The organism is Nostoc sp. (assembly GCF_036919575.1).
Taxonomy (GTDB): Bacteria; Cyanobacteriota; Cyanobacteriia; order Cyanobacteriales; family Nostocaceae; genus Nostoc.
Genome location: NZ_JBALBY010000019.1, coordinates 1 through 14,223, shown reverse-complemented (window position 1 = coordinate 14,223; position 14,223 = coordinate 1). Strand labels below are relative to the sequence as shown.

14 protein-coding genes are annotated in these 14,223 nt (G+C 48.5%); 9 read left to right on the top strand and 5 right to left on the bottom strand.

The features are described from left to right. Positions 1 to 67 precede the first annotated feature (67 nt). Positions 68 to 1,606: a GMC family oxidoreductase gene (locus V7K27_RS06470; RefSeq protein WP_334945424.1), complete on the top strand. Its 1,539-nt coding sequence runs from the start codon at positions 68 to 70 to the stop codon at positions 1,604 to 1,606. A 19-nt stretch (positions 1,607 to 1,625) separates the two neighbouring features. Here the strand turns inward: V7K27_RS06470 and V7K27_RS06465 are convergent, their stop codons facing one another. Further along, on the bottom strand, positions 1,626 to 2,096 hold the full coding sequence (locus V7K27_RS06465) for a transmembrane-type terpene cyclase (RefSeq protein ID WP_334945422.1): 471 nt from the start codon (positions 2,094 to 2,096) through the stop codon (positions 1,626 to 1,628). Positions 2,097 to 2,306: 210 nt separating this feature from the next. Here V7K27_RS06465 and V7K27_RS06460 point away from each other — a divergent pair, with 210 nt between their 5' ends. After that, on the top strand, positions 2,307 to 2,717 hold the full coding sequence (locus V7K27_RS06460) for a hypothetical protein (RefSeq protein WP_334945420.1): 411 nt from the start codon (positions 2,307 to 2,309) through the stop codon (positions 2,715 to 2,717). 63 nt (positions 2,718 to 2,780) lie between these two features. Here the strand turns inward: V7K27_RS06460 and V7K27_RS06455 are convergent, their stop codons facing one another. The 3 genes from V7K27_RS06455 to rpaB all read right to left on the bottom strand — a co-directional run bounded on the left by V7K27_RS06455 (position 2,781) and on the right by rpaB (position 4,812). Continuing rightward, complete coding sequence (locus tag V7K27_RS06455; protein ID WP_334945418.1) at positions 2,781 to 3,146, bottom strand: glycosyltransferase; 366 nt, start codon at positions 3,144 to 3,146, stop codon at positions 2,781 to 2,783. A 235-nt stretch (positions 3,147 to 3,381) separates the two neighbouring features. Continuing rightward, a complete protein-coding gene (locus V7K27_RS06450) occupies positions 3,382 to 4,062 on the bottom strand; it encodes an SDR family oxidoreductase (protein ID WP_334945416.1) in 681 nt (226 codons plus the stop codon). Between the two features lie 9 nt (positions 4,063 to 4,071). After that, positions 4,072 to 4,812 carry a response regulator transcription factor RpaB gene (rpaB, locus tag V7K27_RS06445; protein WP_334945414.1) on the bottom strand — a complete coding sequence of 247 codons (741 nt, stop codon included), beginning with the start codon at positions 4,810 to 4,812 and terminating at the stop codon, positions 4,072 to 4,074. Between the two features lie 415 nt (positions 4,813 to 5,227). Here rpaB and V7K27_RS06440 point away from each other — a divergent pair, with 415 nt between their 5' ends. Then, on the top strand, positions 5,228 to 5,515 hold the full coding sequence (locus V7K27_RS06440) for a hypothetical protein (protein ID WP_292795475.1): 288 nt from the start codon (positions 5,228 to 5,230) through the stop codon (positions 5,513 to 5,515). Between the two features lie 104 nt (positions 5,516 to 5,619). Here the strand turns inward: V7K27_RS06440 and V7K27_RS06435 are convergent, their stop codons facing one another. Continuing rightward, the gene (locus V7K27_RS06435) at positions 5,620 to 5,802 is read right to left on the bottom strand and encodes a hypothetical protein (RefSeq protein WP_334945411.1); all 183 of its coding nucleotides are present in this window, start codon (positions 5,800 to 5,802) and stop codon (positions 5,620 to 5,622) included. Positions 5,803 to 6,145: 343 nt separating this feature from the next. Here V7K27_RS06435 and V7K27_RS06430 point away from each other — a divergent pair, with 343 nt between their 5' ends. The 6 genes from V7K27_RS06430 (at position 6,146) to V7K27_RS06405 (ending at position 14,165) form a co-directional block, all read left to right on the top strand. Further along, positions 6,146 to 6,811 (top strand): FAD-dependent oxidoreductase, encoded by a 666-nt coding sequence (locus tag V7K27_RS06430; protein WP_334945409.1) that lies wholly within the window; start codon positions 6,146 to 6,148, stop codon positions 6,809 to 6,811. Positions 6,812 to 7,470: 659 nt separating this feature from the next. Further along, positions 7,471 to 8,289 (top strand): SDR family NAD(P)-dependent oxidoreductase, encoded by an 819-nt coding sequence (locus tag V7K27_RS06425; RefSeq protein WP_334945407.1) that lies wholly within the window; start codon positions 7,471 to 7,473, stop codon positions 8,287 to 8,289. 281 nt (positions 8,290 to 8,570) lie between these two features. After that, a complete protein-coding gene (locus tag V7K27_RS06420) occupies positions 8,571 to 10,787 on the top strand; it encodes a prolyl oligopeptidase family serine peptidase (protein ID WP_334945405.1) in 2,217 nt (738 codons plus the stop codon). Between the two features lie 412 nt (positions 10,788 to 11,199). Then, positions 11,200 to 12,735 (top strand): alpha/beta hydrolase, encoded by a 1,536-nt coding sequence (locus tag V7K27_RS06415; protein WP_334945403.1) that lies wholly within the window; start codon positions 11,200 to 11,202, stop codon positions 12,733 to 12,735. Positions 12,736 to 13,127: 392 nt separating this feature from the next. After that, a complete protein-coding gene (locus V7K27_RS06410; protein ID WP_334945401.1) occupies positions 13,128 to 13,529 on the top strand; it encodes a RidA family protein in 402 nt (133 codons plus the stop codon). Between the two features lie 3 nt (positions 13,530 to 13,532). Further along, positions 13,533 to 14,165, top strand: a complete 633-nt coding sequence (locus V7K27_RS06405; protein WP_334945399.1) for an alcohol dehydrogenase catalytic domain-containing protein — start codon at positions 13,533 to 13,535, stop codon at positions 14,163 to 14,165. The last annotated feature ends 58 nt before the right edge of the window (positions 14,166 to 14,223 follow it).

Here is a 14,223-nt window from a genome sequence, read left to right as displayed (position 1 = left end):
CTAAAACTTGTATAATCCTACTATAGGTACATCTCTGCCCTTCATGCTTCAGCCACAGGTTGACAAGATGAAGTTAAATTCTAAGTATGACTACATTGTTATTGGTGCGGGTTCGGCAGGCTGCGTTATCGCCAACCGAATGTCACAAAACAGCGATACAACTGTGTTACTCCTTGAAGCAGGCAATGCGGATACGAAACCGGAGATTCATATTCCGCCGAAATGTGTCAATCTACAAGGCTCCGAAGTGGACTGGGGCTATTTCTCTGAACCAGAGCCGTACTTGAACCATCGCAAAATGTTTTGTCCCCGTGGCAAAGTTTTAGGGGGCAGCAGTTCAATTAATCTTATGATTTATATCCGGGGCAATCCTCACGATTATGACCACTGGCAGGCACTAGGAAATCCCGGTTGGTCGTACCAAGATGTTTTGCCCTATTTTAAAAAATCTGAGAACCAGCAACGTGGTGCCAATGCTTACCACGGGGTTGATGGTGAGTTGAGCGTCACTGATCTGATTTCCCCTGCTGTAGTATCCCAACGCTTTGTCGATGCCTGTGTAGCAATGGGATACGACTACAATCCTGATTTCAACGGGATGCAGCAGTCAGGAGCCGGACTTTATCAGGTGACAATCAAGGATGGTTTTCGGCACAGTGCTGCTGCTGCCTTCCTCTTGCCGATTCTCCAACGTCCTAATTTGACCATAACGACAGGAGCGTTGGTGACTCGCTTGTTGTTTGAGGAAACTCGCGCTGTTGGAGTGGAATATCTGCACGAGGGAACACTGCATCAGGTCAGGGTCAACCAGGAAGTAATTTTAAGTGCGGGCGCGTTCGAGTCACCCAAGTTGCTGCTGCAAAGCGGCATTGGCAATTCAGAATACCTACAAGGACTAGGAATTTCTGTCGTGGCTGATTTGCCAGGAGTTGGTCAAAACCTGCAAGACCACCTTATCTTGACAATAGTCCAACAGACGACTCAAGAGGTATACCCTGCCATCACCAGCAATGTGTCTGAAGCCGGACTGTTTTTACATAGCGAGGGCAATCTGGAGGCTGCACCCGATGTCCAGTTCTTCTTCGGTCCCGATATATATTTACCGCCTGGCTATGTTCGCCCTGATTGGGGATTCACGGGTGTAGTATCTTTGACTCATTTCCAAAACTTTGGCAGTGTCAGTTTGCGCTCATCTGACCCCAAAGACCCTCCAGTTCTGCGGATGAACTATTTGCAAAGTGAAGCTGATGTGCAAAAGCTCGTTGCTGGAATTCGATTAATGCGGCAATTGTTTCAGTTCTGTGGTTTTGATGAGTTTGGTGGTAAGGAAATTGCTCCAGGGGAAAGTGTGAATAGCGATGCAGCGCTCGTTGCTTACATCCGGGAAACTTGTAGTACGGGACATCATCCGGCTGGCACTTGCAAAATGGGCACTGACCCAATGGCAGTGGTAGACCCCGAACTGCGAGTATATGGGGTTAAGGGATTGCGGGTTGCGGATGCATCGATCATGCCAACTCTGGTCAGGGGCAACACAAACGCGCCCATTATTATGATTGGCGAAAAAGCAGCTGATTTAATTAAAGCCGCAGATGGCATTTCATAGCAAGCACTCCAAGACATACTCAGCAAAAGCTAGTAAATAAAGTTAATATAAACACTGGATAAAATAATTTATTTGGTATATGCTTCAACTCAGATTGCCCAAACTTGAAAAATTCATACAAGATAATTAAATCAAGCATCAACCACACAATATTGATTTGAAGTTGTGGTGGCTGATGAGGATGAATAAAAGAAAATATAAATTCCCATGAAAGATTGGCACACAACGCAACCAACGGCATTCCATACGTTTGATCTTTGCTCCCCGCAGTTACTGACGGCATCGCGGAGTGAATACCAAATTTTCTGGCTTCATAACTGGCTGCTGCAACCACGCCTCGTTGATTCGGACTGCCACCGACTACTAACGGTTTGCCTCGGTAGCTAGAGTTATCCCTCTGCTCTACCGATGCGTAGAAGGCATCCATATCAACATGAATTATTTTCCTGGTTCTAGCGACAGATTCTTGTCCCAAGGGTAGCTCCACCACAAACAGTCTCGCTTTTCACACACTATTTCCAAGCAAATAAAATCCTAAACTACAAATATTATAGTACACTAGCACTAGTCTCTCGTTCTAAGTCCCTCACCATTTAGTAGAACCCTTTGGTGACAATTCTTTACCCCCCATTAACGCAAAAATAATTGATAATTTTTTAACAGTACTGTCTGTTTGCCCCATCTCCTCAATATCCACAATATGAATATCGACCGATTACAGTCACTTAAGCAAAAACTGACGGACGTTGCAGACTTGTCCCATATCTGGTCATTTTATATGGATCATTTTGCGGATCATCCAGAATTTACTGACCTGGGTGAACCTGCCAATAATCAATACCTAGATGCTGTCCTCCAAAAAACTTGTCAGCAGATGTTTGGCAGGCCAATCAAGATTACTGGCTTTTTCCTGATCTACATTCCAAACTATCGTTTATTTCATGGACCTTTCCAAATCGAAGGACGTATTGGGGGTGTGATTTATTTTGAGGATATCAAAATTGGGTTAATTGCAGTGTCAGCAGATTATCCCCCTACCGATGCGGTTAAGTATTCACGTTTTACTGAGGTGATTCAACTGTCTGCTCCTAATGGCAACGATTACAATTGAGAGAAGCACAACTTATAGATGTCAGTGATGATGTATTTTAATTGTCTGGGATTTCTCACCCAATCAAACCCAAATGCCGATGAAATGCTTCAACAGCTCACTTCCAACACACGCACTCCAAGCCGACTGCAACTGTTGAAGCAAAAGTTTATCTGCCTCTTCTTTTTTCAACTTTTCTCCCGCAATCAATCCCTGAAGGAGTTTGGATTGCAGAAACTCTTGCATATTGCCAGCGATCGGTGCAAACTTTAAATCAAACTGCCTCACAAAAGATGCAAAGTTTTCGTGTGTTGCAACTGTTACCTGATGCCCTGCACGTCTTAAACCAATAGCCAAAGCGCAGTATGGTTGCAAGTCTCCCCTTGAACCTACTGTTAGGATCGTAATCTTCAGTTTTCGGCTTGGTGCTATAGGTAGACTTTGGTTCAAATGCTTTTTCCTGCTGAAAACGTAATGATTGAAAAATTTTACTAATTTCCTGTGCCTCTGGGCGATAAACCAATACAGTTTAGATCAGCCTGTTTCTTCGTAACTGTTCCCTTTCCTTCACAGAGGAACTTCCTTAACTGAACCACATTGAGCCAATTGCGTAGGCGCAGCCCGTCGTAGACATCGCTATTGCATTGGTTAATATACAGTCAAAACAATTCACGCATGACCAATTTCATGAAATGGTTAAGGAAATCCCGTTATCTTTGGGTTTTAACTTGAGAATAAATGGAACAGCTTTCAATACCCAATCGGACACTGGTGTATAATTAGCAGCTTCTTCTCCAAAGCTAATAGAGAGCATATCAGTATGAATAATCCCTGGATTAAGGGGTATGGCAGCCATACCAGTTGGCAATTCTTGTGCCAAAGAACGAGTTAATCCTTCGATTGCCCACTTGGAAGCGCAGTATGGTGCAACTTGGGCTGAAGTGGAACGTCCCCAGCCAGAACTAAAGTTAACAATAATACCCCGTTTCTTTTTCACCATTGCTGGTACGAAATGGCGAATTATATTCGCTACTCCTTTTATATTGATATCTATAAGATCCGAAAATTCTTCAGATGGTATTTCCCACAAAGGTGCTGGATAATTGGTAATTGCCGCATTATTAATTACTATATCTGGCGGTTCATATTTTTGAAGTACGTCTAGTGCCCATTTTTTAACAAGCTGTTCATTTGCCACGTCTACAGATGTGAAATCATTGGGCGCACTAAATTTCTGGCGTATTTTATCAATAGCATCTGATGAACGAGCGCAACCAATAACAGTATGCCCCTCTTTAATAAAACCCTCGGTCATCGCATAACCTAGACCTTTACTTATGCCTGTAATTAAGATGAGCTTACTCATATTTTTCTATTATTCCTGCTCTGAATCAATAATTCGTGGGAAAAAATAACCGCTACCTCTTGCTGTAATAATGAATTCTGGGTCGTTGGCGTCGGATTCTACCTTTGTCCGCAATCGTGAAATATGCACATCTACCACACGGGTGTCTGTATTCATCTCTGGTACAAAGCCCCACAATTGCTGTAATATTTCTAACCGCGAAAAAATCTTTCCTGAATGATTCACTAACAACTCTAATAAGCTAAATTCTATACCTGTTAACCGAATGCGTTGCTCATTTTTGTGGACTTGCCGTTTATTTATATCGATTTTGAGATTGCCCACATGGATTATTCCAGAGTTATGAATAGTAACAATACTGGTTTTGTGGGAGCGCCGCTTTAGTACGCAGGCAATTCGAGCTTCCAGTTCCTTGGGTGAGAAAGGTTTCGTCATGTAGTCATCAGCACCGAGTTCTAGCCCAGTGATTCGGTCTGCTACATCTGCCAAGGCTGTGAGCATGATAATTGGTACGTCTGATTGTTTCCGTAATTCTTGACAGACACCATAACCATCTAGTTTTGGCATCATCACATCCAGAACTATTAAATCAGGGGTCAAAAGGCGAAAAGCTGACAAAGCTTCTTCACCATCACTAGCTGTAACTACACTGTAGCCAATCATTTCTAGACGCGTCTGTAAAATTCGGCGGATGCTAGCTTCGTCATCAACTACTAAGATTGTGCCTTTATCACCTGATAAGTTTCTCAACGCTGTTCCTCCACAGCGATAACTCTTAACCCTTCATTATCTGCTTATTAGGAGTCAAAACCGCAAAACAATCTTGAGGTACAGTCATAACGAAAGAAGCGATCGCTTTAAGGCATCTGTGCAACTAGATTAAGTAGGTAGGCACAAATTAACCTAACTATGTAACAAAATGTAAAACCGCCAAAGTCCTTGTGATTGCTTCGTTACACTCCGTTTCACTCGCAATGACATACTTATAAATTTTCCCACCCACCTACTTATGCTAGGGCATCTGCCCGAAAAAGATATTTATGTCCAATTAATAAATTCCTCAACAAGGGACTCGTATTTTCCATAGATTTGGTGTACCTTGTTAATTCTGTGCAATTATTAATACCCATCTTCTCCCAAGTTTACCCATCCAAATTTTAAGCCAATGAAAACTTCTAATGATATAGATACAAAAAAAATCATCAAAAAATCCGACAAGCTTACCCTGAGACAGATGAAGTTAATCGAAGAAGCAGAAGACCAACTTCAAGAAGCTAACACTGTCGATTCTTCAGTCCCTGTGGCTGAGGAGGAAGCAGTAGCGATTTCAGAGCCATTCGTTCCTGACTATATTCCATTCCTTGACAATCCTCCAGTACAGTCTGTTGGCAACTCTGGCTGGCAGATTTCTGATGTCTGGCGGGATCTGCGCGTGGATAGCTTCTCGAATTAAACCGGAACTAAAGCAACCGCCTGAGCAATTTTTGTAAACTATACTTTGCACCAAGTCAAAGTTACAGTTGCATTGTGCCTATAATAATTTACGGCTAACTGTAACTAGAAGTTAGCACCCTGTAAATGGTTATCGCTTGGATTACGCATCAAAGGCGATACCAAAGACAAGCAAAATTTATCGGCAGCGTAATAGTTTCTATTCTCGTTGCCAATATGCTCCCTCCGCGATCGCATATTGGTGAAAGTCTGTGACTTACACCATAAAGTGACCGTTTTTTCAACCATAAACTGTCCGCAAGGAAGGCTGAAATACTTGATTTGTCGTAGTGCGATGCCTGCGGCGGGCGAAGCCATCGCTCTGCGAATATAGGTTTTGAAACCATAACGTGGCCGAAAGTTGAAAAATAAAGCATAAACTGACCGAAAATATCTATATTTTTGCAGCTTGAAAAACTTGAAACTACTAAATTTACGTATTAAAGCCCAAAAAGAGCAGGTTTTAAAGCTCCATTTTCAACCATAAGCTGTCCGTCGCGGACAGCTTATGGTGTAAGTCACAAAGTCTTGTGTCTGGAGGAAAGTGGTATTAATCGTAGTTTATATCGGATAAAAGATAAAGGCAAATGTATTGAGAGTAGATCGCGTTGACAATGCGACTATCCTTCAGCTCCAGGTTGCCGATCGCTCCCTTAGCCTCCAAGGTTCACATTTGCTCGTCGCTATCGGCCGTGCGCCAACCACTGATAGCTTAAATTTAGCCGCCGCTGGTGTGGCAACTGATGCCCACGGGTTTATTGTAGTCAATGATCGCCTGGAAACCAACATACCGGGGATTTGGGCGTTAGGCGACATCAATGGAGGACTGCAATATACCCATGTCTCGCTTGACGATTACCGTATTGTCAAAGCAAATCTGATTGATGGCGGCAACCGCAGCACGCGCGATCGCTTGGTTCCATCCTGTCTGTTCATTGATCCCGAACTGGCTCATGTGGGTCTGACCGAAACCGAAGCACAGCAACAAGGGTATGCCATCCGCGTGGCAAAACTGGATGCCTCAGCGATTCCTAGAGCAAAAACTCTTGGTCAAACTGATGGACTGATGAAGGCGATCGTGGATACCAAGACAGGTCGGATTTTAGGGTGTTCCCTGTTGTGTCATGAAGCGGGAGAAGTGATTTCGACGGTGCAGATGGTGATGCAAGCTCAGATGCCTTACACCGTTCTGCGTGATGGCGTTTTGACTCATCCCACGATGACCGAAGGGTTAAATATGCTGTTTTCAAAGTTGTAAAACGCAACCTTGGTCTTTAATTAAATCCGCAGCCCACAGAGTTACATCTTTTACAACTCCTGATGGTTGAGTTTGAGCAAATACATTTGCAACGGTTAACATAGTTCCACCAACCGAAGTAATCGTTAAAAGTGCTAATGCACTAAGTTATTTCTCGAATTGAAACATGATTTTCGTAGTCTAAAATCCTTACTTATTTGTTGATTATTTGCAAAAGTCTTACTTGATTTACAGACTTTGTTCGAGTCAGTTCAGCGGCTTGTTTTCTTCATTCTTCAACTTTAATTCAAATTAGACCACTCCAGTTCGTTGAGTTAAGATACTATTTAATCTTCCTATTCCCATAGGCATATCTTGACAGTGAAATAGTGACGAGAAGTGATATGACTTGGTTAAACCTGATAGTCTTCAGTAAGAAGGGAAATAATTTACTAATTTATCTGCAAAGAGCGAAGTTACCCGTAGCGCTTTAGCAAAATCGCACCGAGCTTTCAGTTAATACCCTCTATTGGTCTGACTCGAACAAAGTCTGAATTAAATCAGGCTTTTGCAAACTTTCAACAAACTACTGACTGGGTTGGCACTGTGATTTGATAGACGCAACAACTTTCGCAATGCCACCACTTAGTATCACTTCACCGATTAAAAAAAGAGGAAACATGACTATTTCACCCGTACAAATACTTTCCCCGCCAGCAGTGATCGACGATCCATCCAGGAGCAAGACAACCCCAAGCAAGCTTGCAAACAAGATTGCACTGGTCACTGGAGCATCTAAGGGCATTGGTGCCTCGATCGCCAAGCACCTCGGAGCCGCTGGTGCCACAGTAATCGTCAACTACGCCACTAGCCAGTCCGGTGCCGATAAAATCGTTGCGGACATTACGGCTGACGGCGGCAAAGCCACAGCCATCCAGGGTGACTTCTCGAAGTTGGAAGACATTACTCGCACCTTCGCCCAAATCAAGCAAACGCACGGCAAGCTTGACATTCTCGTCAACAACGCTGGTGTTTACAGTTTCGGTGCCATCGAGCAGGTTACACCAGAAGAATTCTACCGCCAGTTTAACCTCAATGTACTTGGTCTTCTCCTGGCGATTAAGGAAGCCATCCCACTTATGGGGACTGAGGGTGGCTCCGTGATTAACATTGGTTCTGCCGTCGGCTCGATGCCGCCCCCCAATAGCGCCATTTACTCCGCCACCAAAGCTGCGGTTGACTCTCTTACAGTTTCCCTTTCTAAGGAGTTCGGCTCTCGCAAGATCCGTGTCAATAGCCTCAATCCAGGCTTCGTGGCAACGGAAGGCCAGCTTGGGTTTCTCGAAGGCGACGTCTACGACATGGCGATCAAGAGCACACCCCTGGGACGAGTCGGGCAGCCGGAAGATATCGGCCCGATCGCTGTCTTCCTCGCCTCTGATGACTCCCACTGGCTGACCGGACAACGGATTCTCGCCACCGGCGGTCAAACTTGGTAGGCATTCAACTCAGTTAGAAGAACCGCAACACTAACTTAAGAGAACAGCACTGCTTCGAGGATCTGTCCAAGCTCACCTCTGCGGGCACATGGGCATCGATAGCATTGCTGCCGTCGCAGCGAAGTAGGAAATGGAGTTAGTGCCCCCACCACCCGAACATTGATCAATTAGAGGGAAACAAATGACTTTGACATCCGAGAAGTTCGATCAAAAGTTCCAGCCAAGCGGGTGCGATCGCTCGTCTGACCACTCACTCAACAAACCATACATGGGTAAGTGACATGATCAAAAATGTAAAATCACGACAAGAAGTACTAGAATTCGACTTCTTTGGATTTCGACCTTCATCTCGAAAAACACCGATGCGCTGCGCAGCCCTTCTCGCTCTCCCGCTGTTTTTTGCCACCTATTTCGTTTCCGCCTGCTCGGATTCCGCAGCAACCATACCGACGATCGCCTATCCCGAAACCAAGCGGGGCGATGTCGTCGAGAAACCTTTTGGGCAGACAATCGCCGACCCCTATCGCTGGCTGGAAAACGACGTTCGCAGCGATAAGGAAGTCGCCGCTTGGGTCGAATCGCAGAACAAAGTCACCAATGCTTATCTCGATACGCTGCCGGGTCGAGATATCTTCAAGAATCGGCTGAAGCAGTTGTACAACTATGAGCGGTTCAGCATTCCGGTCAAAAAGGGCGGACGGTATTTGTACTTCCGTAACTCCGGTGTTCAGAGCCAGCGGGTTCTCTATGTCCGCGACAGCGTGGATGGCGCAGGGCGCGTGCTGATCGATCCCAACACTTGGGCAAAGGACGGGGCGACTGCGCTTGCCGAATGGTCGGCTTCCGACGATGGCACGCGTCTGGCCTATGCAGTGCAGGATGGCGGCATGGACTGGCGCACGATTCGGGTGCTGGACGTAAACACGGGCAAGGTGCTGGGCGATGAGATCAAATGGGCGAGGTTCACCACCATCGAGTGGGCTAAGGACGGGTCTGGCTTTTTCTACGCTCGTTTCCCTGAACCGAAGCAGGGCGCAGCGTCCCAGGCAAACGTAGAAAATCATGCCCTCTATTTTCACGCGATCGGTACGCCCCAGACACAGGATCGGCTGGTCTATGTAACTCCGGATCAGCCGACCATGCTGCATAGCTTGAGCATCACCAAAGATGGGCGTTATGTCGCGATCTTTTCCAGCCCCGGTACACCAGGCAACACACTGACCGTGGTGGATCTCCAGAGCGCCGACTGGAAACCCCGCAAGCTGGTCGATAATCTCGATAATTCATGGGAGATCGTTGGCAATGTGGGGACTAAGTTCTTCTTCCAAACCAACAAGGATGCGCCCCGCCTCAAGGTGGTGACGATGGACATCGCCGCCGCCGATCCGGTGGTTAGAGATGTGGTGCCGGAGCAGGACGCGGTTCTGAACAAAGCGTCGCTGGCCGGCGGACGGTTGCTGATCTCTTATCTGGTTGACGTGAAGACGGAGGTTCGACGCTATACCCTCAAAGGCAAGGCTGACGGCGTTGTGAAGCTGCCGGGTATCGGTACTGCGGTCGGCTTTGAGGGCGACCAAGACGACAAGGAAACCTTCTTCGGCTTCACCAGCTACAATGCCCCAGGCATCATCTATCGATACGATGTCGTCAGCAACACGGCGCGCGTCTGGAGCGAGGCAAAGGTGGCGATCGATCTCAACCGTATCGCGGTCGAACAGCGTTTCTACAAGTCGAAGGATGGCACCCGTATCCCGATGTTTATCGTCCGGCGTAAAGATGTGACCGGCCCGGCACCGACCCTGCTCCATGCCTATGGAGGCTTTAACCTCAGTGAGCCTCCCGCCTTCTCGTCCGAGCGGCTGGCGTGGGTCGAACAGGGCGGGGTGTTTGCGATCGCCCATATTCGCGGGGGCAACGAATATGGCAAGGCATGGCACGACGCGGGCCGTCGTCAGAACAAGCAGAACGGCTTCGATGATTTCATCGCCGCAGGCGAGTATCTGAAGGCGCAGGGCATCACGTCACAAGACGGACTAGCCATTCAGGGCGCATCGAATGGCGGACTCTTGATCGGCGCGGTGGTCAATCAGCGACCGGATTTGTTCGCCGCCGCGCTGCCCCAAGTTGGTGTCATGGACATGCTCCGCTTCGACAAGTTCACAGCCGGAAAATTATGGGTAGACGAATATGGGTCTCCGGCACGGGAAGCGGATTTCCGTAACCTCTTTAAATACTCGCCTTATCACAACATCCAATCTGGCAAGGCATATCCGGCGATCCTCGCCACCACTGCCGACACGGACGATCGCGTGGTGCCAGGACACAGCTTCAAATATGTCGCCGCGCTCCAGGCGGCGGATATCGGACCCAAGCCGCACCTCGTCCGCATCGAGACACGCGCGGGTCATGGCGCGGGTAAGCCCACCGACAAGATCATCGAGGAAACGGCGGATATGTGGGCTTTTGCCGCTCACTGGACGGGGCTGAAGGTGAAGTAGGCGAAATGATCGTCGCATTGGGGAAAGAGCGTGAGGGCAGGATAAGTCGCTCAAGCAGTTGTCTTTCTCTGCTCTGACGCTGCTAGCTACATTACTGGACAACCCTCTAATCTCTAATCAGTGGTTTTGGGTTGTTCGATCAATCTATCTCGCTGCGGAGTTAAGTAGGTAGGCTGGATTAAACGGAGGATGGGTTATGCTGCGCTAACCCATTCTGGCTAAGGATTTTTCGCTTTGTGAAGAGCCTACAGCGTTTTACAAATAATTACGACGTAAAGGAGTTTATCCCATGTCTCACATTTCTTCTAACCACAAGAGAGATCGTGACCTACCCACACACGACTCAGGGCTAACAGTTCCCGCTAGGAGGAGAACCCTGCTTGCTAGCAAGACCCACGTCGGAAGCTCGCTAATGATTGGGGCGGTGATACTAGTTCTTAGTGCCTGCGGACAGCCCACACTCGGTCACCCGTCAAAGCCAGGAGTAAAAGTCCCTGCGGAGCTGGAACGCTTCTACAACCAGAAGCTGACCTTCGGCTCGTGCAAAGGCTACGCCACCACGGATGACGACGCTAAGACCTTCGCCAACGACACCTTCAAATGCGCCCGGCTTGAGGTGCCGCTCGACTACCAGAACCCCCGCGGGCGAACCGCGCAGATTGCACTGCTGCGTGTATCGGCGAAGGGCAAGCCGAGCAAACGAATCGGCTCCCTGCTACTCAACCCAGGCGGCCCCGGCTTCTCCGGGATGAGCTACGCGGCCACGGTGGCAAAGGACTCGGCCGACAGTCCCATCACCAAGCAGTTTGACCTGATCGGGTTCGACCCACGCGGGGTTGGGGCCTCGACACCAGCCCTAGACTGCTTCACCAATGCCGAACGAGAGGCCGACAAGCTTGTCAACTCGATCAACTCCGGGGGCAAGGACTACACCGACGACCAGACCCGTCAGTTCTACCAAAAATGCGCCGAGCGTTCCGGCGGTGAGGACGTGCTGGCTCACGTCGGCACCCGCGATGTGGTGCGCGACATGGACGTACTCCGCGCGGTGCTCGGTGACGACAAGCTTAACTTTCTCGGCGTCAGCTACGGTACCCGGCTTGGGGCGATCTACGCCGAAACCTTCCCTCAAAACGTGCGGGCCATGGTGCTCGACGGTGCGCTCGATCCAACCATCGGCACCACCGCGCGTCGGCTCATTCTGTTCGCGGGTTTCCAGCGTGCCTTTGACAACATGGCGGCCTTCTGCGCCAAGACTCCGAGCTGCCCGTTAGGAACTGATCCCAAGCAAGCCACCGCCGCCTTCCAGCAGATCGTGCGGCCACTGATCGACAAACCGATCATCACCGCAGACGGACGCAAGGTCACTTACACCGCCGTAATAGACGGCGTGACCACTGGGCTTTACGGCGAGACGGGCTGGCGTGCGGTGATCCAAGCCATCACCGAACTCAAGGCCGGAAGCGGTAAAACCCTGCTGTTCTTGCGCGACATCCTCAGCCAGCGCAGTGCCGACGGTAGCTACGGCAATGGCTACGAGTCCCTGCTGGCCATTAACTGCCTCGACGAAGAACGCCACACGCCCGAGCAGGAGAGCGCGATGACGCGCGACATTTTCAAGGTCGCACCGTTTCTGAACACTGGCCGGCCCGTCAACGCCCGCGACCTCTGTGAGCATTGGCGCGTGAAACCCACCGTCGGTTACCCCTACGCCCAGAACATCAAAGGACTCCCGAAAACCTTGGTCGTGTCGGTCACCCGCGATCCGGCCACCCCGCACGAGGGCGGCATCAGCCTCGCCAAGACGCTCGGCGCGAGCCTGCTGACCGTCGAGGGCGAACAGCACGGTGTAGCCCTCACCGCCGGCAATGCCTGTGTCAACAACATCGTCGCGGACTACCTCATCGGCCTCAAAATCCCCGCAGACGGCGCTCGCTGCGTCCTTTAGGCGCGTTGGGACACTAGAGCGGATAGCCTGAACAGAGAGTGTACGTTGCTGCCGCAGCACTCACCATCAGTAAACCAAAAAGTTTTTTAGAAGCTTTACCAAGCAAACATTTCAGCCAAAGCTAGGGATATCACAAAACAACGTTTTGTTGAGCATTTCAGACGATCACCCTAGTCATCTTCAAGCGACGCCGAATAGCCCGTCGTAGACATCGCTCTAAGATCCCTCTAAAACCAATGGTCAATACTCCTGATTAACGATGGCTGAAACCCTTGTTTTTACGTTGGCTTTTAAAAGTTTGTGGTTTACTGACCATAGTGTGGGTTCCCTCCAGCGCCAAAACTAAGGATTTAGAAACCCCTATCGACAATCGTACTGAACAGAGGAACACAATGAATAAGATCGAGTTTTTTGTCACCCCCGGTTATGGAGAACGCCTACTGAATGGATTGCATTACTCGCAAGCGGTAAAAACTGGCGATCGAGTGGAGACATCAGGACAAGGCGGCTGGGATGACGATCTGCAAATTCCCGAATTGCTCACGGACGAGATTGCTCAGGCGTTTCGGAACGTAGAGCGAACCTTGGCGACTGCCGGTGCTAGTTGGGAGCATGTTGTCCACGTCAATTCTTACCACGTTGGCGGGTTTCCCCCGGAGGTTAATGATGTGATGGTTAGGCTATATCGCCATTATATGCCCAACCACGCCCCAATTTGGACACAAGTAGGAGTCGCGGCACTTAGACTTCCAACGATGCGTATTGAAATCCGCGTTACTGCAATTGTTCCGTGAGTTTTGCACAAGCCGCAACGGGGTCATTGCGAAGTTAGGGAGTTACTTACGCTAAGTGGTATCGAAATCCCGTCACTGTTTATTCTCAATCAAAAAGAGTTGGCACAGATGGAATCTATGAAGGCAGCCGTATTAACTGCGTTTGGTGATGCTGAGAAGTTTGAGATTCAAACTGTTCCCACACCAACACTGAAAGCGAATCAGGTGTTAGTCAGAGTTTGTGCAACTTCGATTAACCCGATCGATTACCAAACTCGTCGTGGTGATTACAAGGAACGGGTTCGATTACCCGCCATCCTTGGAGTCGATGTTTCAGGAGTGATTGAGGCAATTGGCGAAGCCGTGACCGATTTCAAGGTGGGAGACAATGTGTATTACTCGCCGCAAGTTTTTGGAGAATCCGGTAGCTACGCTCAGTATCATGTGGCTGATGCAGCGATTGTTGCATTAAAGCCTGCAAATCTATCGCACATTGAAGCAGCTTCTTTTCCGCTTGCAGGCGGGACTGCTTGGGATTGTCTAGTGACTCGGGGCAAGCTACAAGTTGGTGAAACAGTTCTCATCCATGCGGGTGCAGGTGGAGTTGGTTCGATCGCAGTTCAGGGCAAACGCATCTTATTTACTAATAAAAACTAAGGAAGATTTAAAAATGACATAGATAATTGTAAAAATTGATGGGATGATAAATAAAATA